This is a genomic window from Pseudomonas sp. RIT-To-2 (assembly GCF_029623465.1).
Lineage (GTDB): Bacteria > Pseudomonadota > Gammaproteobacteria > Pseudomonadales > Pseudomonadaceae > Aquipseudomonas > Aquipseudomonas silvicola.
Genome location: NZ_JAPYKM010000014.1, coordinates 1 through 20,037, shown reverse-complemented (window position 1 = coordinate 20,037; position 20,037 = coordinate 1). Strand labels below are relative to the sequence as shown.

Genomic DNA, 20,037 nt, shown 5'->3' with positions numbered 1-20,037 from the left:
CCCGCCTTGGCCGAAGCAGGCCAGAGGGGGTTGAGCGAAACCCTCAAGTGGCTTCGGCAACCACCCCGCCACCCCACGGCCTGAACACCAGAAAGCTTGCCACCGCCGCCACGCAGACGCTGGCCACGCCATACATCAGCACCCAGCTGAAGCCAAGGTCGAGCGCCGCATGGAAGGCGCCCACCGGCACCACTTGCTTGCCGGCCGCCACTGCCTGCGCCGCGGCCTGCAGTGCAGCGCCTTCGCTCACGCCGGACAGGGCCGCGCGGATCCCCTGCACCAGTATCCAGCCCATGACCGCGATGTTGATGGCCAGCGAGGTCATCCGCGCGCTCATGTCCATGCCCGACGCCATGCCCGCCCGGGCCGGGGGAACGGAGCCGGTACTGGTGTTGGTCACGGGGGTGTTGGTCAGGCCTAGCCCGGTGCCGGCCAGCAAGCAGCCAGCGACCATGCCAGGCACCATCAACCCGGCATGGCCGATGCAAACGCACATCAGCAGCAAGCCCGCACCGATCACCAGCAACCCGGCGGGAATCATCACACCTGGGTTCAGCTTCAGCGCGAGGCGTTCACCCAGCGGCGGCACGAACAGCGTGGGCAAGGTATACGCCAGCAATAGTGCACCGGCCTCGGCTTTGCCAAGCCCCATCCCCGCTTGCACATAAATGGGCAGGTAGATCATCAGCGGCCAGAAGCTGAAGTTCATGCCGGCCGAACCCAGCAGCGCCCCCGAGAACCCTCTGATACGCAATACCGAGAAGTCCATCATCGGCTGTTGGCTACGCTTCTGCGATATCACAAATGCCGCGAACGCCAGCAGGCTCAACACCAGGATCACACCGGCCTCCACACTCGACATGCCAGGCTGCGGGCCCTGGATGATCACGTAGGTCAAACCGAACACCGCTGAGGCCAGCAACAGGATACCCAGGCCATCCAGCTTGCCAGCCTGCGCCTCGCTCGAAGCCTGCACCCCGGCGCCCGCCAAGACGCAGGCAAGCGCGGCGATTGGCGCATGGATCAGAAACACCCATTGCCAGCTGGCCAGCGCGAGGATACCGGTGCCGATGATCGGCCCCAGCCCCAGGCCCGCGCCGAACACGATGCCCCACAGCGCGAACGCCTTGCCACGCTCACGGGCCTGGGTGAATTGCCGGGACAGAATCGAAATCTGGCAGACCAGCATGGCGCCGCCGCTCGCGCCTTGAACCGCCCGCGCAATGATAAGTACCGTGGCGTTGCCGGCCAGGCCGCAGGCCAGCGAGGCCAGGCCGAACACCGCGACACTGAGGATGAACAACGCTTTGCGCCCGTAGCGATCCACCAGCGTACCCACGGCCATCAATACGGTGGTGCAGGCCAGTGTGTAAGCGTTCATGATCCATTGCAGGTCACTGAACCGGCTGTTGATGAGTGCTTCGAGGGTGGGCAGTATCACCGGGATACTGGAGATTTCCAGGCCAAACATCATCGCTGCCAGGCAGACAGCCGCCAGCGCCTTAGCCGAATCCTTCATGTCGCACCTTTCCATAGGCTGAGTAAGTGCGGCGATGATCAGGGCTGGCGGGTTTTGTGGAAATCGGCACACAGGCCATGTATCGTCAATTTCATGCCAAAACATGCTCCCGACGCACTCCCCTTCAATCATCGCCTCGTCGTGCTTGCCTACGACCAGCTATGCACTTTTGAATTCGGCACCGCCATCGAAGCCTTCGGGCGCGACGACCCGCTGCTCAAAAGGCCCCTCTATGACCTGCACGTGGCCGCGGCCGAGCCTGGGCCGCTGCGGGCCTTCGGTGGTGTGCAACTGAACGTGGAGGGCGGCCTGGAGCTGCTGGAGCAGGCCGGCACCATCGTCATTCCCGGGTGGCGCGACCTGGCGCCCGCGGTGTCCAGCGACCTGCTTGACGCGCTCAAGGCCGCCAGCCAGAGGGGCTGCCGTATCTTCACCATCTGTGCCGGCACCTTCGTGCTGGCGGCCACCGGGTTGCTGTCGGGCAAGCGCGCCACTACCCACTGGCACCACCACGAGGCGCTGGCGAAGGCTTACCCTGATGTGCGGGTCGAGGCGTCGGTGCTGTACGTGGATGAGGGCGACATCCTGACCTCGGCAGGGTGCGCGTCGGGGCTCGATGCCTGCCTGCATTTGATCCGCCGTGACTTCGGCCCGGAAGCCGCCAACCGGGCCGCGCGCCGAATGGTCACCCCGCCCCATCGCCTGGGCTGCCAGGCGCAATACATCGAACAGCCGGTCACGGTTCGGCCCGGCAGCAGCCTGGCGCCGCTGCTGGACAGGCTGCGGGCCAACCCGAACAGTGACATCGACATCGAACAGATGGCACGCGCCGCGCACATGAGTCGCCGCACGTTTCTGCGCCGCTTCCACGATTCCACCGGCACCACGCCGGCCAATTGGCTGCTGGGGGTCAGGCTCGAGCGCGCCAAGGCACTGCTGGAGATCAGCGCCCTGCCCATGCCATTGATCGCCGAACAATGCGGCTTCGGCACCGCTGCCACGTTGCGGCACCACTTCCGCAAGCATCTGGACAGCAGCCCGAGCTGTTACCGCAAGCAATTCGGGCGCACGGCTGATCAGGGCCCCGAGCTGTAAGGCACCGCATAGTGAAGGTCGCTACCGGGTGATGAGTAATCCATGCCATCGGACCTCAAGCACGGCCTCGTTCTCTTCAACCGCCCCACCGTGCAGTCAACCCATTCCAGATTGACCCCCTTTCGGGCAAGGGCGGCGGCCTTTGCTTCCATCTCGACGATCTGTGCGCGCCGAAACTCGATCTCTGCCTGGCTGGGTAACAAAGGCGCCACCCACAACCAGGCAGCCGCGCACAGGACCGCCAGCGACCCGATCATGACGGCAACCGTTTTCACCCCCAGCAGGAGCCCCGCCTGCTGGTAGCGCTTCGCGGCCTTGGCGGCGGCCACATCAGCCGCCTCGAACTTCTCGGCCAGCAGTGTAGCGGCTCGCGTGGCCGTCGCATCCGCCAGGACCGAGAGGTCTTTTCTCGCGATAGACAACTGCTTCTGCACTTCATGCTCAAGGTTGCCCAGCGCCCGGATGGCGGCGTCACACGCATCTTGAGTCTGCAGCCCAGCCGAGAGCAGCGAGGTAAGCACTTCTGCTTGGGTGCGGATTTTTTCGTCGTAGGTTTCGTACTCGGCAGCCGTCATGGGCGTCGTCACCGGCTCATCCCCCGGCCCAAGGACCTCTGCCTGGCGAGTTCCTTCTCCTGGGCTTTCTGCAGCATCAGTTGATGGCTTCGCTCGGTGTGTGCGATCCGTTCCCTTACCCATTCCTTGTGCATCATGTTGAGCTCCAACATATCCTCGATGGGGGCGAATTTCAGCAGGCCACCTGGCTCGGCCAATAGCAGCAGGCCGCCGGAGCCTGAAGCTGCCTTGCCGCTCACCGTCTTGATGGCAAGCAGGTATTGGTTGATCTGCGCGCCAGTGAAGCGGGTTTTGCGGGTAGCAATGGCTTCGGCAGTCGACTGCACAAGGGCCTCGAGCCGCCCCGTTGCCTGCGGGCTGATCCTGGGAAATGCGTCCAGATAGGGGACTGTCAGCAGCCCTAGTGTGTCGGTGGTGGCCTTGGTCTCAACGTACCAGTGCACTTCACGCGACAGCTCGCACAGCCCTTTGTCTTCGATCACCTTCTTGAGCCCGGCATGCTTGCCGCGCTCCTTGCCCAGGTTGGCGCCGCCGGCCTTGAACTCGAGAAGACGAGCAACACCGCTGAAGTTCAGCAACACGTCGCCCAGCAATTGGTCGGCAGGTGTCTGCTGAAGCAGGTTGATGGAGCCTGCGGCCGCGGCTTCCGGGCCCCGCTGTTTGTCGCGGATCGAATAGCCAAGGGAAAACAGGAAATTGCCGATGGTGATGTTTTCATAAAGCTTCATGGGGGTGGGCTGACTCCTTTCACTCTGCGGGAGCTGTTCTGGCGCTGGCTAGCCAGCCCCCACAAGGGCAGTGGCGGCCACGGGCGCCTGGAAGGACTAGGCAAGCAGATCTTCGTAGAAGGCACCATAAGGCAAGTTCGGGTGCGCGATCTGGATCTCCAGAATCCATAGCCCTTTGTTCGGGTAATGCTCGAAATCGCCCAGGTCCCCGCCGCGGTGGATAGCGTGGGGAAAGTCGCTGACGCGGTGGCCCTTGATGTCCAGGTTCAGCGTCCAGCCCATGGCCTGCGCCTGTTCCTCGGCATAACGGTACAGCTCGGGCCCGGCCATGCGCTGAGTGCGCCATTGCGTTTCAACGCGCTGGAACAGCGTCTTTGCGGCCTGGGCGCAAGCGGCCATGGCCGGGTCGTCGCCGGTGACGAAGGTTTCCCCGGCGTCGCCTTCATGGCCCTGCCACACAGCGCCCATGTCGATGAAGAAGATATCGTGCTCACCCAGCACCGGGTCGCCGTCGGAGCGCTGCTTGAAGGTCTTGAGGGTGTTGGCACCGAAGCGCACCAGCAGCGGGTGCCAGATGCGCTGCATGGCCAGGTCCTGGAGCACCTGCTTGCCCAGCGCGCAGGCTTCGGACTCCAGCATGCCCGGCTTGATGCGCTGCGACAGCTGCTCGATGGCCCGCCAGGTCATGGCCTGGGCGTGGCGCATGGCGTCAATGCTGTAGTCAGGGCCCACGGCTTCCTTGGGTTGTACACTCACGGTTTTATCTCCTGTATCCCTCAGAAAAAATCGCTATACAAGCAACTATATAGCGATAGGGGCTCAAGCGGGGAATTCTCACCCCTTCAGGGGGCAAAGACGCCATATGCCTGTAGCGGACCTGACCCCGTCATGAAAGTCGCGCACACTCGGGCGCACCGCATGCACCGCCGACAAGGCATCGCGGTTGCCGCTGCAAAGTGACGTGCCGCGGTACATGACATCCATGCGACGCCAAGGCACCATGACGGCTCTACCCTATGGAAGTTCGCCTGCAAATGGACATTGAAGCAATCAGAAGACACCTGGCCAAACCCGCGACGAAATTCATCGCCGGCGGCTTCCGCCCCACCCATCGCGTGGAGGAAAGTTGGCTTGGCAAGGTGTCCCTTTACCGCCCGAACGAAGGTATCCCCACCAACGAAGCGGGCGAGCAGATGCTGCCGTACGCACAGTTTCACCTGCCGAGCCTGCCCTTCAACCACCCGGCCCTGGCAGACGTTCGCGTGTTGACGTTGTTCATGTCCAGGTCCTTTCCTGATGAGTTCGAGCCAATGGGCAAGAACTGGGTCATCAGGGAGTACAGCGCGAATGAGGAGCTGGTGTGCAAGGACCTGACGGTTGCAGGTTCCTTCCTCAAGGCATTTCCCCTGAAAGCTGAGGCAGTCGCCGAAGACTATCCGTTATGGGACGGTGGCGGCGTGCCCAGGGATATTGAAATCGCGGTGCTGGAGCTTGAGCGGGCAGGCGCGATAGAGAGTTATTACGACCTTGTGACGCACGCCTACGAACACAAGATCGGCGGCTACCCTTCGTTCTGCCAATCGGGGGTGGAGCCTGATGAGGACTACGAGTTCGTGTTCCAGATTTCCTCGGACGCCAAGATCAACCTCAACGTGGTGCACAGTGGCAGCCTGATGTTCTGGAAAAGCAGAACCTCGGGCGACTGGACGGTCTATTACGATTTCTACTGAAAGGACGTACATGCTTATCGTCTTCAGCGGCCTGCCCGGCACCGGAAAAACGACCATCGCCAAGGCTCTCGTGGCGGCCACGGGGGCCGTGTACCTGCGCATCGACACAATCGAACAGGCGCTGCGAAACGCCGGCGTGCTGGCCCAGGGCGTGGGCCGCAGTGGCTACCAGGTCGCTTGCGAGTTGGCGCTGGCCAACCTTCGCCTGGGCAACAGGGTGGTCGTTGATTGTGTCAACCCCGTCCTCGAAAGCCGGAGCGCCTGGCGTGAAATCGCCGTGCAGGCGGGTGCTCGGTCGCTCGACATCGAGGTGATCTGTTCCGATGCGCAGGAACATCGGCGCCGGGTGGAAACCAGGACCACGGATGTCCCCGGGCTGACCCCGCCTACCTGGCGGTCCGTGCTGGAACATGAATATGAGCCATGGGATGAAGCCCCGTTTTGCCTGGACACTGCCCTGATCTCGCCCACGCACGCGGTCTCGCTGATTACCCATCGCCTGCAGATTGAAGCGCATCGTCCGCGAGACTGAGCCGCGGCCGCCTTCAAGTTGCGCTCCCAGCCCTGCTGGGGACAGCCGCACGATAACAATATCAACCCCTGCGCTGTCCCCAGAACAAGTGACAAGGTCGCCGCAGAACCCTTCACCCGATCAATACCCATTCCCTGCAAACTCTGTATCATTTCCGGCGATTCGCTGAAGATCGCTGCATTTTTTCTGGCGTCAATTAACCAGCACCCTGGCAATCACCCAGCCCGTCTACGTCGAAATCCGTTCACGGCGCAGCAGAGGCTTCCCAACAAACACCGAAGGTTTTACGTTTTTAAAATCACCTTGAATCAATGACTTACCTTTCCAACGTCATTTATTTGACACTATCAAAAAACAAAAGCGTTTGACAACAAAACATTGACGCAGGCATATTGCCACCACTCAGGCAGCCCGCACTTCATTCCCCACCTTGTTGGTCAGACCCCTTGGGACTGATCTCTTGTGCTGCTCAATGTTTGTACGACCTCGATGGTTCACTTGCACCCAACCGCACGCAGGCACGCTCCCCCATGCACCATTCCGATGATATTGCGAACTTGTTCAACAGACTCGGCGCACATGTGGGCGACTATCAGGAGATAGAGTCTGTTTTCGAATACCACGAAGAATCCCTGCCACCCACCCCGGCGCCAGCGCCTTCGACCACCGCCCGCCAGCCGCTGAGCCGCCTGCTGCAGGAAATCGAACAGCAACGCCAGCGCCTGGAGGCCGCCAGTGACGCACCGCGGGCTTTCGCCCCCATGGGCAAGGCCAGGGTTGTCGCCGTGGTGTCGGCCCAGGGCGGGGTCGGCAAGAGTACCTTGGCCGGCGTGCTGGCCAATGCCCTCAAGCGGCCTGGCGGGCGCACCCTGGCACTGGACCTGTCACCGCAGAACGCCCTGTGCCTGCACGTGGGCGGTACCCTGCAGTGGCCGGGCATCGCCCAGAACGCAGGCGGCAATGGCCGTGAATTGCTGCGCGAGGGCTACGGTCGCAGCCACTGCCTGGCCTACGGCGTGGTCGACGACGTTCAGCGCGTAGCCTTTGAACAACGGCTGGCCAATGACCCGCTGTGGCTGGCCGGGTACCTGGCTGCCCTGGACCTCAATGCGCACGACACCGTGATCATCGACACGCCCCCCGGCGCCTCGGTGTACCTGAGCCAGGCCCTGGAAGTGGCTGACGTGGTGGTGGTCGTGACCACCGCCGAAGCCGCGTCCTATGCCTCCCTCGACCAGATGGACCGCCTGCTCGCCCCCTACCTGCAACGCCCAGCCCCAGCGCACTGCACCTTTGTCATCAACCAGCTGGACACGTCCCGCCAGTTCAGCCTCGACATGTGCGCGGTACTGAAGAACAGAACCGGCATGCCACTGCTGGGTGTGGTTCGCCAGGATCACTTCCTCAGCGAGTCATTGGCGTATGACCGCGATCCGTTGGCGCACACCCCAAACACCCGAGGCTGCCAAGATGCCCTCGACCTCATCGAATCATTGCGTGAATTGCTAGTGCAAGCCACGCGAGAGCTCTGAATGCCATGACCGACGCCCCACACCCTAAGCCCGGCTTCAAGGGGCGCGCCGAACTGCGCCTGAACGGTTGGCTGAGCCGCTTCCGCCAATGGCGTGGCATGGCCCGCTGGACGCTGATCCTGGGCACCACGGCCATCGCCGCGCTGCTGCTGGTCAGCATCGTCAGCGCACCCCTGGACCTGTACACCCAGTGCCTGTTCGCCGCCCTGTGCTTCCTCTCGGCGCTGCTGCTCAAACGCCTGCCGGGGCGCTTGCCGGTGCTGGCGCTGATCGTGCTGTCGCTGGTGGCCTCGCTGCGCTACGCCTACTGGCGCCTGGCCGACACCCTGGGGTTCGACGGCTGGCTGGACTCGGTGTTCGGCTATGGCCTGATGGCCGCCGAGCTGTACGCGCTGGTGGTGCTGCTGTTCGGATACGTGCAGACCGCCTGGCCCTTGCGGCGCCAGCCAGTACTGCTGGCCGGTGAGCCCAGCGAATGGCCGACCGTGGACGTGTTCATCCCCACCTACAACGAAGCGCTGAACATCGTGAAGCTGAGCATCTTCGCCGCCCAGGCGATGGACTGGCCCAAGGACAAGCTGCGCATCCACGTGCTGGACGATGGCCGCCGCGATGAATTCAAGCGCCTGTGCCACAGCATCGGCGTGAACTACATCACCCGTGACAACAACGACCACGCCAAGGCCGGCAACCTCAACGAGGCACTCAAGGCTACCGACGGCGAATACATCGCCATGTTCGACGCCGACCATGTGCCCACCCGCTCCTTCCTGCAGATCGGCATGGGCTGGTTCCTCAAGGACCCGAAACTGGCAATGCTGCAAACCCCGCACTTCTTCTTTTCGCCCGACCCGTTCGAGAAGAATCTCAACACCTTCCGTGCCGTGCCCAACGAAGGCGAGTTGTTCTACGGCCTGGTGCAGGACGGCAATGACCTGTGGAACGCCACCTTCTTCTGTGGTTCGTGCGCCATATTGCGCCGCAAGCCGCTGGAAGAAATAGGCGGTGTTGCCGTGGAAACGGTCACCGAGGACGCCCACACCGCGCTCAAACTCAACCGCGCCGGCTACAACACCGCGTACCTGGCCATTCCTCAGGCCGCGGGCCTGGCCACCGAGAGCCTGTCACGGCACATCAGCCAGCGCATCCGCTGGGCCCGCGGCATGGCGCAGATCTTCCGGGTGGACAACCCACTGCTCGGCAAGGGCCTGAAGCTGGGCCAGCGCGTGTGCTATGCCAACGCCATGCTGCACTTTTTCTATGGCCTGCCGCGCCTGGTGTTCCTGACAGCGCCCCTGGCGTACCTGATCTTCGGGGCGCAGATCTTCCACGCTTCGGCCTTGATGATCACTGCCTACGCCCTGCCGCACCTGTTTCACTCCAACCTGACCAACTCGCGTATTCAGGGGCGCTTTCGCCATTCGTTCTGGAACGAGGTGTACGAGACGGTACTGGCCTGGTACATCATGCCGCCGGTACTGATGGCCCTGGTCAAACCCACCTTCGGGGGCTTCAACGTCACCGACAAGGGCGGCATCATCGCCCGGGAATACTTCGACTGGAAACTCGCACGCCCGTACATCGTGCTGCTGGTGCTGAACCTGATCGGCCTGGGCTTCGGCATTCACCAGTTGATCTGGGGCGCGCCGAATACCGCCATCACCGTGCTGATCAACGGCACCTGGACCCTCTACAACCTGATCATCATCAGCGCCGCGGTAGCGGTGGCCAGTGAAAGCCGCCAGGTGCGGTCCGAACCGCGGGTGCGCGCCGAGCTGCCGGTGAAGGTGCGATGGGCCAACGGTCACGAAGTGATCTGCACCACCCAGGACTTCTCGCAGCACGGCCTGGGCTTCAAATTGCCTGCCGGCACGACCGCCCATGCCGGTGAGCGGGTGCGCGTGACGCTGTCGCGCAACGCCGCCGCACGCATATCCCACGCCGAGTTCGACACCACGGTGGTGTTCAGCAAAGGCCAATACGTGGGCGTGCGCTTCGACCCGCTGACCCTGCGCCAGCAAAGTGAACTGGTGCGCATGACTTTCTCGCGGGCCGACACCTGGGCCGCCAGCTGGGGCAGCGGCAAGGTCGACACCCCGCTGTCGGCCCTGCGTGAAGTCAGCGCCATCGGGCTGCTGGGCATGGTCGCACTGCTCAAGGCCCTCATCAGCCGCCCCTCTGAAACATCGACGGCGCGCGTCGCGCCTTCGCTCGCGCTCGATTCCAATCTGGACAAGTCATGATCATGAAATCCCACCCTTCGCGCCGCCCTTTCATGCGCCTGGCTTGCTCCGTCCTGTGCCTGGCCACGGTGGTACACAACGCTTGCGCAGCAACGCCCGCCGATGCCACGCCTGTGGCCGGCAGCTACAGCCGTGATATCACGCTCAAGCAACTGGGCCATCTGGAAACCATGAACCTGCAGGGCGTGGAATCCTCCGACAGTGTCGACTTCAGCGTTCGCGCCGACGAAGTGGTCAACGGCGCCTCGCTGGTGCTGGACTACAGCTACTCGCCCGCCTTGCTGGCCGACCTGTCGCAGATCAACGTACTGGTCAACGACCAGGTGGCTGCCAGCCTGGCGCTGCCCAAGGACGGCGCGGGCAAGCCACAGCAGCAAGTGGTCACCATCGCCCCGCAGTTGATCACCGAGTACAACCACCTGCGCCTGCAGTTCATCGGCCATTACACGATGGAGTGCGAAGACCCGCAACACAGCAGCCTGTGGGCCAAGATCAACAGCAGTTCGCAACTGCGCCTCAGCGTGTCGCCGGTGCCGCTCAAGGACGACCTGTCGATTCTGCCGATGCCGTTCTTTGACCGCCGCGACGCCAGCCAGGTGAACCTGCCGTTCGTGTTCGCCAAGGCGCCAGGCAATGGCACCCTGGAGGCCGCGGGCGCCTTGTCGTCGTGGGTCGGCGCGCTGGCAGGCTACCGGGGAGCGCGCTTTACCAGCAGCGTGGGCGAGATCCCGCAAAAAGGCAGCGCCATCGTGCTGGTGGAGGGCCAGGAAGCCGCGCATTCGCTGGCCAGCCTTGGGCTGAGCGAGTTGAAGGGCCCCACCGTCACCCTGATGGCCAACCCCAATGACCCCCACGGCAAAGTGCTGATCGTGGCTGGCCGCACCGCCGCTGAACTCAAGCTCGCGGCTGACGCCGTAGCCCTGGGCAGCAAGGCGCTGGTGGGCAACAGCGTGGTCATCGACCACCTGGACGCGCTCAGCCCGCGCAAGCCGTACGATGCGCCAAACTGGCTGCCTTCCGACCGCCCGGTACGCCTGGGCGAGCTGATCGACACCCGGAAACTCAGCGTGTCGGGCTACAACCCGGGTTACATCACCGTGCCCCTGCACCTGCCGCCGGACCTGTTCAACTGGCGCGAAAACGGTGTGCCGCTGGACCTGAAATACCGCTACACCCCGCAGCAGGAGTCGACCAACTCGTCGCTGCTGGTGAGCCTCAATGACCGTTTCATGAAGTCCATGCCGCTGCCGTCACTGAAAAGCCTGGACGGCGGCGACAACCTGCTGGCCATGCTGAAGAAAGACGAGAGCCTGCCCCGCGAAGCCATCGTGCGCCTGCCGCTGGACCTGGCCCCCGCGCGCTCCCAGTTGCAGTTGCGCTACATGTTCGACTACGTGAAGCAGGGCCAATGCCGTGACATCATCATCGACAACATGCGCGGCCTGATCGACCCGGATTCAAGCCTGGACCTGAGCGGCTACAACCACTATATCGCCCTGCCGAACCTGGGCGTGTTCAACGACAGCGGCTTTCCGTTCACGCGCCTGGCCGACCTGTCCCAGAGCGCCGTGGTGATGCCGGACAACAGCGGTCCGGCCGAATGGAGCGCCTACCTGACCGTGCTGGGGCGCCTGGGCCTGTCCTCCGGCTACCCCGCCACCGCCGTCACCGTGGTGCAGGCCGACGCCGTGCAATCGGTGCGCGACAAAGACCTGCTGGTACTGGCCTCGGGCGGCAACCAGCCGTTGCTGAGCCAATGGGCCGACCACCTGCCCGTCAACGGCGAAGGCGGCAACCACCGCTTCAACATCTCCGACCTGGCCCTGCGCGTGCGTGACTGGATCAGCCCCGACCCACAGGCCAACCAGCGCAAGCCGCGCGTTACCGTGACCTACAGCGGCCCGGACAGCAACACCTACCTGGCGGGCTTCGAGTCCCCGCTCACGGCCAAGCGCAGCGTGGTAGTGATCGCCAGCGGCCGCCCGGAAGGCCTGAGCGATGCCACCGATGCCCTGATCGGCGGCGAGCAGTACAAAGACACCCTGCAAGGCAGCCTGGCCGTGGTTCACGGCAACCAGATCAACTCCCTGGTGGCCGACGAGCAGTACTACGTGGGCGACCTCAGCCTGTTCAAGCGCGTGCAGTGGACCCTGTCGCAGAACCTGCAGTGGATGCTGCTGGTGACCGTGTTCGGCATCCTGCTGGTGAGCGTGTTGCTGTACCTGTTCCTGCGCTCGCGCGCCCAGAAGCGCCTGTCATGAAAAGCGCTGCCCTGACCGCGCTGGCGCTGGCCACGCTGCTGCCCGGGCTTGCCCAGGCACAGACGTGCAGCGCGCAGAACTGGCCGCTGTGGAACGACTACGTGCAGCGCTTCGTGCAAAAGGACGGGCGCATGCTCGGCTCCAGCATGGACCCCAACCAGAGCAGCTCCGAAGGCCAGTCCTACGGGATGTTCTTCGCCCTGGTGGCCAACGACCCGGTCACCTTCGACGCCCTGTGGCGCTGGACCCGTGACAACATGGCCGGGGCCAACCTGGGCCAGAACCTGCCGGGCTGGCTATGGGGCCTGGGGCCGGCGGGCACCTGGAGCGTGCTGGACAAACACTCGGCCACCGACGCCGATTTGTGGTTCGCCTACGCCCTGCTGGAAGCTGACCGCCTGTGGCACAAGCCGCATTACCGCGCCGATGCCCGGCTGATCCTGGCCAACGTCGAACACACGCTGATCCGTGACATTCCCGGCTTGGGCAAGATGGTGCTGCCCGGCCCCGTGGGCTTCGAGCACCCCGACCAGCTGTGGCGCTTCAACGCCAGCTACACGCCTATCCCGCTGATGCGCCGCTTCACCCGGGAGTCGCCCGCCAGCCCCTGGAAGGCAGTGGCCGACAGTACCGCGAAGATGGTCGCCGACCAGGGCGTCAACCGCGCAGGCTTCGTGCCGGACTGGGTGGCGTACCGCGGCACCGATGTCAACAAGGGCCTGTTCGTGGTGGACCCGTTCTCCAATGCCCTGGGCAGCTATGACGCTATCCGCACCTACCTGTGGGCCGGGCTGACCGCACCTGCCGACCCGCTGTACAAACCCATGCTCGAACACCTGGACGGCATGGCCCGGGCCACGGCTTCGGCCGGGGTGCCGCCGGAGAAAGCCAATATCCTCACTGGCGCCACCGAAGGCGTGGGCCCGTATGGCTATTCCGCTTCCATGGTGCCCTACCTGCGCGCCAAGGGCCTGGGGCAACTGGCTGACCAGCAGCAGCGCATCGTCGACCAGGCCATCGCCCATTACAGTGACCCGGCCGACCCGGCCTACCGGCAACCGCAGTACTACCACGTGATGTTGAGCCTGTTCTCCCTCGGATGGACCGAGCATCGTTACCAGTTCAATCAAGACGGCACGCTCAATGTGTCGTGGGAGGCCGCATGCGCCAGCAAACCTTAGCCCTGGCCATCTGCGCCGCCCTGGCCTCCACCGCGGCCCTGGCAGCCCCACCGCCGGCCAATAGCCCGCAGGCGTTGCTGATCGAGCAAGGCTACTACTGGCAAGGCAAGAACCAGCCCGACCGCGCCCAGGAAGCCTGGACCAAGGTGCTGACCCTGGCGCCCGAACAACCCGATGCCCTGTACGGCCTGGGCCTGATCGAATTGCAGCGCAAGCGCTTGCCCGCCGCCCAGGGTTACCTCGCACGCCTGCAGGCGCTGAGCCCCTTGCCGCGCCAGGCCTTGCAACTGGAGCAGGACATCGCCCTGAGCCCGGATGACCAGCAGCAACGGCTGGAACAAGCCCGTGAAGCCAGTGACGCCGACGAGCGCGACAAGGCCGTGGCCCTGTACCGCCAGTTGTTCAACGGTCGCCAGCCCCAGGGCCTGATTGCCCGCGAGTACTACAACACGCTGGGTTTTGCCACCGGTGGCTGGCCAGAAGCGCGGGTCGGCCTTGAGCGGCTGCGCCGCGAACGCCCGGACGACGAGATCCTGGACCTGTGGCTGGCCCTGCACCTGGCCCGCAACCCCGCCAGCCGCCCGGAAGGCATCCGGGCGCTGGCGCGTCTGTCCCATAACCCGGACATCGGCGGCAATGCCGACGAAACCTGGCGCTTTGCCCTGGTGTGGCTGGGGCCGCCCAACCGCGACCAGGTCTCGCTGTTCCAGCAATACCTGCAAGCCCACCCCCAGGATGAGGAGATCCGCGCGCTGATGGCCAAGGGCATTGCCCAGGGCCGCGGCGGCATCGGTTGGCAGCGCGACCCGCACGTAGCCCGCGGCCTCAAGGCCCTGGACGCCGAGGACATGAACACGGCAGAGCAGGAATTCCAGGCACGCCTGAAAGACGCGCCCAGCGACTTCGATGCACTGGGCGGCATGGGCATCGTGCGTCAGCACCAGAAGCGCCTGAGTGAGGCCGAGAGCTACCTGGTACAAGCCAGCAAGGCGCCTGGCGGCGGTCAATGGAAAGCAGCCCTTGACGATGTTCGCTACTGGCTGTTGCTGGACCAGGCTGCGGCCGCCCAGCGCAGCGGCCAACTGGCCCAGGCCAGCGAACTGATCGAACAGGCCATCGCCCGCAAACCTGCAGACCCGGCAGGCTTGACCGCCCGTGCCGGTTTGCTGGTGCAGGCCGGTCAACTGCCGGCCGCCGAGAGCGTGTACCGTCAGGTACTGGCCAGCGCACCGGATTACCCCGACGCCCTCAATGGCCTGATAAGCGCGCTGGCTCGCGATGGCAAGCCCGACGAAGCCCTGCGCCTGATCGACGGGCTGACGCCGTCGCAACAGGCACGCCTGTCGCCGACCATCCACATTCGTGCCCTGCGTAACGCCCAGCTTGCAGGCCTGGCCCAGCGCCGTGGTGACTGGGCCGGGGCGCAAAAGGCCTACCAGGCAGCCCTGGCCGACGACCCCGGCAACCCGTGGACACGCTTTGCCCTGGCGCGCGTGTACCTGCACAACGGCCAGGTGCAGATGGCCCGCGACTTGATCGACGAACTGCTCAAGCGCCAACCCAACCAGCCCGACGCCCTGTACACCAGCACCCTGCTCTCCGCCGAGCTGGGTGAGTGGAACAAGGCCCAGGCCACCCTCTCGCGCATTCCCGCCGCCGACCGCAGCGCTGACATGAACGAGATGGACGTGGACGTGCGCCTGCATGTGCAGACTGAAATGGCCGTCGAGATCGCCCGCCGCGGCCAGCGCCAGGATGCCTGGGCCTTGCTTGCGCGCTGCGAACCCCTGGCCCGCGGTAAGCCCGAGCGCCTGGCGGTGCTGGCCAGTGCGTATGCCGAAGCCGGCAACCCCGACCAGGCCGTGCGCCTGATGGCCGGGCTGATGGAGCACACCCCGGCCACCCCGGACCCGCAACTGCTGTACGCCGGGGTGCTGCTCAAGGCCGACCATGACAGCGAAGCCAGCGACATCCTGCGCCAGTTGCAGGGCACGCCCATGAGCGACAGCACCACCCGTCGCTATGAAGACCTGGTGTACCTGTACCGCGTGAAGCAGGCCGATGAGCTGCGCGAGAAAAATGACCTGGTGGCGGCCTATGACATGCTCTCGCCGGCGCTCAAGCAGCGCCCCCACGACAGCCTGGCGGTGTCGTCCCTGGCGCGCATGTATGCCGCCAGTGGCAACGTCGAAAAAGCCCGCCAGCTGTATGAGCCGCTGATCCAGGGTGACCCGCACAACGCCCGGCTGCAACTGGGCCTGGCCGATGTCGCCTTGCAAGGTCGGGACTTCAGCCTGGCCGAAACCTCAGCGCAGAAGGCCCTGGCCCTGGAGCCGGGCGTGCCCCAGACCCTGACGGCGGCAGCCCGCGTCTATCGCGGCATTGGCCAGAGCGGCGAAGCGGCGCGGTTGCTGCGCAAGGCGGTGGCTATCGAGAACAGCCAGCGCGCCACTACCCCGTACGTCGCCAATACCCCGGCGGCGGAAAAAACCGTCGCCTCGGACAACCCCTTCGTCGGCCTGGCCGGGCAGCGTCGCCAGGCCACGGTGCTGGCCACCAACAGCCTGATCCCGCCCCCGGTGGACGGCGCCGACGGCGCCGCGACTGACACCGTCGCGGCGGTGGCCAGCCGCAAGACGACGCCGGCCGCCACCGTGGCCGCCAACCCGTTCCAGAACGTCTATGCGCGCGACGGCGACACCGCGCCGCGCACCGACCTGAGCCCAGCCCAGGTGGCGTTGAACGATATTCTGCAAGACCGTACCCCGTCGGTCACCCAGGGCGTCTCGGTACGCAGCAACAACGGCGAAAAAGGCCTGAGCAAACTGACCGATGTCGAGGCCCCGCTGGAGGCTACCCTGCCCGTCGGCGATGGCACCGACAGCGTTGCCCTGCGCGTTACCCCGGTATCCCTGAGCGCAGGCACTCCGGGCAGCAATGCCGTGGCGCGCTTCGGCGCCAGCGGCACCGACACGGTCGGCTCGCAGAAAGCCAATGGCGTGGGCGTTTCCGTGGCCTATCGCAACAAGGACGAAGGCATCAAGGCCGATGCCGGGGTCAGCCCCCTGGGCTTCATCTACAGCACCCCCGTGGGCGGTGTCAGTGTCAACCGGCCGTTTGCCAGCGACGGCAACTACCGCTACGGCGTCAGCGTCTCGCGACGCGTGGTCACCGACAGCGTCACCTCGTTCGCTGGCTCGCGCGACTCGCGCACCGGTGACAAATGGGGCGGCGTGACGGCCAACGGCGTGCGCGGTGAGCTGAGCCACGACGACCAGCAGGTGGGCGTGTACGGCTACGGCTCGGCGCACAAGCTGGTAGGCAACAACGTGGAGTCCAACAACCGCTTCGAATTGGGCAGCGGCGTGTACTGGTATTTGCGCAACGCGGCGGACAGCACCCTTACCGTGGGCCTGAGCGGCTCGGCGCTGACCTACTCGAACAACCAGAATTTCTACACCTACGGCAACGGCGGCTACTTCAGCCCGCAACAGTTCCTGGCACTGGGCGTGCCGGTCACCTGGGCACAACGCGGCGAGCGTTTCACCTATCGCCTCAAGGGTTCGGTGGGCGTGCAGCACATCGGCCAGGACAGTGCCGATGTGTTCCCAGGCCACAGCAGCCTGCAGGCGCGGGCCACGGCAGCGGGCCTGTCGGGCTACGACAGCCAGAGCAGTACCGGCATCGGCTACAACGTCAGCGCGGCGGGCGAGTACCGCCTGACCTCGAACTTCGTGCTGGGCGCCGCGCTGGCGGCGGACAACGCCAGCGACTACCGCCAGGTCACGGCCGGCCTGTACCTGCGCTACACCGTCGAAGACATGACCGGGGCCATGGACCTGCCGGTCAGCCCTTTCGCCTCCCCTTATTCGAATTGATTCAACGAGGACTTTTTCATGGCTGCTTCCGTACTGGCTGGTTTGACCTTACTCGTGATCGGCGAAAGCCACATGAGCTTTCCCGACTCGCTGATGAACCCGCTCTACGACAACCTCACCCAGCAAGGCGCCACAGTGCACGCCATCGGCGCGTGCGGTGCCAACCCGACCGACTGGGTAACCCCCAAGCTCAAGCTGGACTGCGGCGCTACCCGCGAGCCGGGCGAAAAGATCAAGGTGATGAGCCGCGGCACCATGGACACCCAGCCCATCAAGGACGTGATCGCCAAGGACAAGCCCGACGTGGTGGTGCTGATCATGGGTGACACCATGGCCTCCTACAAGACCACGCCGTTCCCCAAGGTATGGGCGTACCAGAGCGTCACCGCCCTAACCCGGCAGATCGCCGACACGGGCGCCAAGTGCGTGTGGGTAGGCCCGGCCTGGGGCAAGGCCAACGGCAGCAACATCTACGAGAACACCTACGGCAAGAACCAGGTGCGCACCCAACTGGTGGCCGGCACGCTGGCCAACATGGTCGCGCCGTGCACCTACATCGACTCCACCCATTTCTCCAAACCGGGCGAGTGGATCACCTCCGACGGCCAGCACTTCACCATCGCCGGCTACAAGTCGTGGGCGGCCGCGATCGGCAAGTCCATCAGTGAACTGCCGGCCAGTGCCGTGGGGGCCAAACCGTGATGCGCCTGGCCTTCGTCATCGGTGGGCTGGCCCTGAGCGCCAGCGCCGTGAGCGCCGAAATTGCGCTCTACCCCACGGGGCCCGCCCAGGACTCCGCTTACCTGCGCCTGGTCAACGTCAGTGCCAGCCCGCTGGTGCTGACGCCTGACGGTACCCAGGCGACCCTGAACCTGGCAGGCGACACGTTCGCCACCGACTTCATCGCCGTGCCGGGCGGCAAGACCGCCAAGGGCACTCTCAGCCGCGATGGCCATCAGGTACCGCTGGCCGTGACCGTGGCACCGGGCGACTTTGCCACGGTGTTCGCCCTGCCGGCCGCCGGCGGTGGCATTGAGCAACAGGTGGTCACCGAACCGTTCGACCTGCCGAACCAGCTCAAGGCCTCGCTGGCCTTCTTCAATGCCGATGCCCAGTGCTCCGACGCCAAGGTGAACGTGGCCGGCAAGGACCTCGACCTGTTCCAGAAAGCCCCCGCCGGCAACCCGCGCCGCCAGGAACTGAACCCGCGCGCGCAACTGGCCGTGCAACTGGTGTGCGCCGGGGCCAACATCGGCGCGGCGCTGGAAATCGGCCCGCTGCAGGCCAACAAGCGCTACAGCCTGCTGCTGATACCCTCGCCTGGCGGCCCGCGCCTGGTCGCTGTCACCGACAGCGTCGCCAACTGAAGGGAAACCCGCGCCACCATGGTTTTTGCCTCGCTCGAGTTTCTGACACTGTTCCTGCCGGCCTTCCTGCTGGTGTACACCCTGGCGCGGCCGGCGTGGCGCAACGTCATCCTGCTGGTGGGTAGTTGGTTGTTCTATGGTTGGCTGAGCCCGCTGTTCCTGTTCCTGCACATGGCCCTTACCGTGCTGGCGTGGGTCGGCGGCCTGCTGGTGGACCGCGCCCAGGAGGGTGGGCGCGAACGTGTGCGGCGGTTGGTCGGCCTCATCGTGATCAACACCGCCGTGTTGTGCTGGTACAAATACGCCAACATCCTGGCCGCCACCTGGAATGACCTGCTCACCCACTACGGCGCCCTGCCCATGGCCTGGCAACGGGTGGCGCTGCCCGCGGGGTTGTCGTTCATCGTGTTGCAGGCCATCTCCTACCTGGTGGACGTGCACCGGCGCGTGGTGCCGGTGGAGCGCAGTTTCATCAACTTCGCCACCTACATTTCCATGTTCGGGCACTCCATCGCCGGGCCCATCATTCGCTATGACTGGGTGCGCCGGGAGCTGAACCAGCGCTACTTCAACTGGCAGAACTTTTCCCTCGGCGCCCGGCGTTTCATGATCGGCCTGAGCATGAAAGTGCTGGTGGCCGATACCTTGTCGCCGCTGGTGGACGTGGCTTTTCACCTGCATCAGCCATCGTTGGTGGATGCCTGGGCCGGCTGCCTGGCGTACTCGCTGCAACTGTTCTTCGACTTTGCCGGTTACAGCGCCATGGCCATCGGCCTGGGCCTGATGCTGGGCTTCCATTTCCCGGAGAATTTCAACCGGCCCTACCTGGCCAGCAGCATCCAGGATTTCTGGCGCCGCTGGCACTTGTCACTGTCCAGCTGGCTGCGCGACTACCTCTACATCGCCTTGGGCGGCAACCGCAAAGGCGCATGGAAAACCTACCGCAATCTGTTCCTGACCATGGCTATCGCCGGGCTCTGGCATGGGGGTGACAGCTGGAACTACCTGCTTTGGGGTTCGGCCCACGGTGTGGCGCTGTGCCTGGACCGCGCCTGGTCGCGCTCGCGGCTGCCGGCGGTTCCGGCGTGGGCCGCGCACACCGGTACGCTGCTATTCGTGTGCCTGGCCTGGACACTGTTCCGCGCGCCCGACTTCGCCACCGCCATGGACCTGTACGCCGGCCAGTTCGGCCAGCACGGCGTGGCGCTCGGTGAAGCCATGGCCGTGACCCTGCGCCCGGTGCATGGCCTGGCGGCACTGCTGGGCGTGGCGTGCATCCTGGCCCCTTTGCTGCAAGCGCGTTGTGAGCGTCGACTGGCAGGCAACGCATTGTTTGCGCTGGCTGCCGCCCTTTGGCCCGTGCTCGGATTCGTGCTGTCGTTCTGTTTGATCGCCA

The 20,037-nt window shown here is 64.8% G+C and carries 15 protein-coding genes; 11 read left to right on the top strand and 4 right to left on the bottom strand.

Going from position 1 to position 20,037, the window contains the following annotated elements; all coding sequences use genetic code 11:
- Nucleotides 1–43: 43 nt before the first annotated feature.
- Entirely contained in the window at nt 44–1,519 is a 1,476-nt protein-coding gene (locus QBK88_RS14490) for an MFS transporter (protein WP_277962524.1), read from the bottom strand.
- A 93-nt stretch (nt 1,520–1,612) separates the two neighbouring features.
- Between QBK88_RS14490 and ftrA the strand changes: the two genes are divergently transcribed.
- Nucleotides 1,613–2,614, top strand: coding sequence for a transcriptional regulator FtrA (gene ftrA / locus QBK88_RS14485; RefSeq protein ID WP_277962523.1), 1,002 nt, complete (start codon nt 1,613–1,615; stop codon nt 2,612–2,614).
- On the opposite strand, the gene QBK88_RS14480 is transcribed toward ftrA, so the two are convergent.
- From QBK88_RS14480 to QBK88_RS14470, 3 genes are all read right to left on the bottom strand, one after another.
- Entirely contained in the window at nt 2,596–3,189 is a 594-nt protein-coding gene (locus QBK88_RS14480; RefSeq protein WP_277962522.1) for a hypothetical protein, read from the bottom strand. The two genes, ftrA and QBK88_RS14480, sit on opposite strands and share 19 nt — an antisense overlap.
- An 8-nt stretch (nt 3,190–3,197) precedes the next feature.
- Nucleotides 3,198–3,917 carry a hypothetical protein gene (locus QBK88_RS14475; RefSeq protein ID WP_277962521.1) on the bottom strand — a complete coding sequence of 240 codons (720 nt, stop codon included), beginning with the start codon at nt 3,915–3,917 and terminating at the stop codon, nt 3,198–3,200.
- Nucleotides 3,918–4,013: 96 nt separating this feature from the next.
- The gene (locus tag QBK88_RS14470; RefSeq protein ID WP_277962520.1) at nt 4,014–4,673 is read right to left on the bottom strand and encodes a M24 family metallopeptidase; all 660 of its coding nucleotides are present in this window, start codon (nt 4,671–4,673) and stop codon (nt 4,014–4,016) included.
- A 278-nt stretch (nt 4,674–4,951) separates the two neighbouring features.
- On the opposite strand from QBK88_RS14470, the gene QBK88_RS14465 reads away from it, so the two are divergent.
- From QBK88_RS14465 to QBK88_RS14420, 10 genes are all read left to right on the top strand, one after another.
- Nucleotides 4,952–5,647, top strand: a complete 696-nt coding sequence (locus QBK88_RS14465; RefSeq protein ID WP_277962635.1) for a DUF1963 domain-containing protein — start codon at nt 4,952–4,954, stop codon at nt 5,645–5,647.
- A 10-nt stretch (nt 5,648–5,657) separates the two neighbouring features.
- On the top strand, nt 5,658–6,179 hold the full coding sequence (locus QBK88_RS14460) for an AAA family ATPase (RefSeq protein ID WP_277962519.1): 522 nt from the start codon (nt 5,658–5,660) through the stop codon (nt 6,177–6,179).
- Nucleotides 6,180–6,736: 557 nt separating this feature from the next.
- On the top strand, nt 6,737–7,711 hold the full coding sequence (locus QBK88_RS14455; protein WP_277962518.1) for a cellulose synthase operon protein YhjQ/BcsQ: 975 nt from the start codon (nt 6,737–6,739) through the stop codon (nt 7,709–7,711).
- Nucleotides 7,712–7,716: 5 nt separating this feature from the next.
- Entirely contained in the window at nt 7,717–9,954 is a 2,238-nt protein-coding gene (gene bcsA, locus QBK88_RS14450; protein WP_445764935.1) for a UDP-forming cellulose synthase catalytic subunit, read from the top strand.
- Nucleotides 9,951–12,215, top strand: coding sequence for a cellulose biosynthesis cyclic di-GMP-binding regulatory protein BcsB (gene bcsB / locus QBK88_RS14445; RefSeq protein WP_445764934.1), 2,265 nt, complete (start codon nt 9,951–9,953; stop codon nt 12,213–12,215). Before bcsA ends, bcsB begins: the two co-directional genes overlap by 4 nt.
- Nucleotides 12,212–13,396: a cellulose synthase complex periplasmic endoglucanase BcsZ gene (gene bcsZ, locus QBK88_RS14440; RefSeq protein ID WP_277962517.1), complete on the top strand. Its 1,185-nt coding sequence runs from the start codon at nt 12,212–12,214 to the stop codon at nt 13,394–13,396. Before bcsB ends, bcsZ begins: the two co-directional genes overlap by 4 nt.
- Nucleotides 13,378–17,274 carry a cellulose biosynthesis protein BcsC gene (locus QBK88_RS14435; RefSeq protein WP_277962516.1) on the top strand — a complete coding sequence of 1,299 codons (3,897 nt, stop codon included), beginning with the start codon at nt 13,378–13,380 and terminating at the stop codon, nt 17,272–17,274. Before bcsZ ends, QBK88_RS14435 begins: the two co-directional genes overlap by 19 nt.
- Nucleotides 17,275–17,292: 18 nt before the next feature.
- On the top strand, nt 17,293–17,976 hold the full coding sequence (locus QBK88_RS14430; RefSeq protein ID WP_277962515.1) for an SGNH/GDSL hydrolase family protein: 684 nt from the start codon (nt 17,293–17,295) through the stop codon (nt 17,974–17,976).
- Nucleotides 17,976–18,641 (top strand): cell division protein FtsQ, encoded by a 666-nt coding sequence (locus QBK88_RS14425; RefSeq protein WP_277962632.1) that lies wholly within the window; start codon nt 17,976–17,978, stop codon nt 18,639–18,641. The genes QBK88_RS14430 and QBK88_RS14425 overlap by 1 nt, the downstream gene beginning before the upstream one ends.
- An 18-nt stretch (nt 18,642–18,659) precedes the next feature.
- Nucleotides 18,660–20,037: MBOAT family O-acyltransferase (locus QBK88_RS14420; protein ID WP_277962514.1), on the top strand; the 1,378-nt coding region annotated here is incomplete at its 3' end.

What these genes read in the sequence shown, in the direction of transcription:
- QBK88_RS14490 (WP_277962524.1), bottom strand. Translation starts at nt 1,519, where the DNA reads ATGAAGGATTCGGCTAAGGCGCTGGCGGCTGTCTGCCTGGCAGCGATG.
- ftrA (WP_277962523.1), top strand. Translation starts at nt 1,613, where the DNA reads ATGCCAAAACATGCTCCCGACGCACTCCCCTTCAATCATCGCCTCGTC.
- QBK88_RS14480 (WP_277962522.1), bottom strand. Translation starts at nt 3,189, where the DNA reads ATGACGGCTGCCGAGTACGAAACCTACGACGAAAAAATCCGCACCCAA.
- QBK88_RS14475 (WP_277962521.1), bottom strand. Translation starts at nt 3,917, where the DNA reads ATGAAGCTTTATGAAAACATCACCATCGGCAATTTCCTGTTTTCCCTT.
- QBK88_RS14465 (WP_277962635.1), top strand. Translation starts at nt 4,952, where the DNA reads ATGGACATTGAAGCAATCAGAAGACACCTGGCCAAACCCGCGACGAAA.
- QBK88_RS14460 (WP_277962519.1), top strand. Translation starts at nt 5,658, where the DNA reads ATGCTTATCGTCTTCAGCGGCCTGCCCGGCACCGGAAAAACGACCATC.
- bcsA (WP_445764935.1), top strand. Translation starts at nt 7,717, where the DNA reads ATGACCGACGCCCCACACCCTAAGCCCGGCTTCAAGGGGCGCGCCGAA.
- bcsB (WP_445764934.1), top strand. Translation starts at nt 9,951, where the DNA reads ATGATCATGAAATCCCACCCTTCGCGCCGCCCTTTCATGCGCCTGGCT.
- bcsZ (WP_277962517.1), top strand. Translation starts at nt 12,212, where the DNA reads ATGAAAAGCGCTGCCCTGACCGCGCTGGCGCTGGCCACGCTGCTGCCC.
- QBK88_RS14435 (WP_277962516.1), top strand. Translation starts at nt 13,378, where the DNA reads ATGCGCCAGCAAACCTTAGCCCTGGCCATCTGCGCCGCCCTGGCCTCC.
- QBK88_RS14430 (WP_277962515.1), top strand. Translation starts at nt 17,293, where the DNA reads ATGGCTGCTTCCGTACTGGCTGGTTTGACCTTACTCGTGATCGGCGAA.
- QBK88_RS14425 (WP_277962632.1), top strand. Translation starts at nt 17,976, where the DNA reads ATGCGCCTGGCCTTCGTCATCGGTGGGCTGGCCCTGAGCGCCAGCGCC.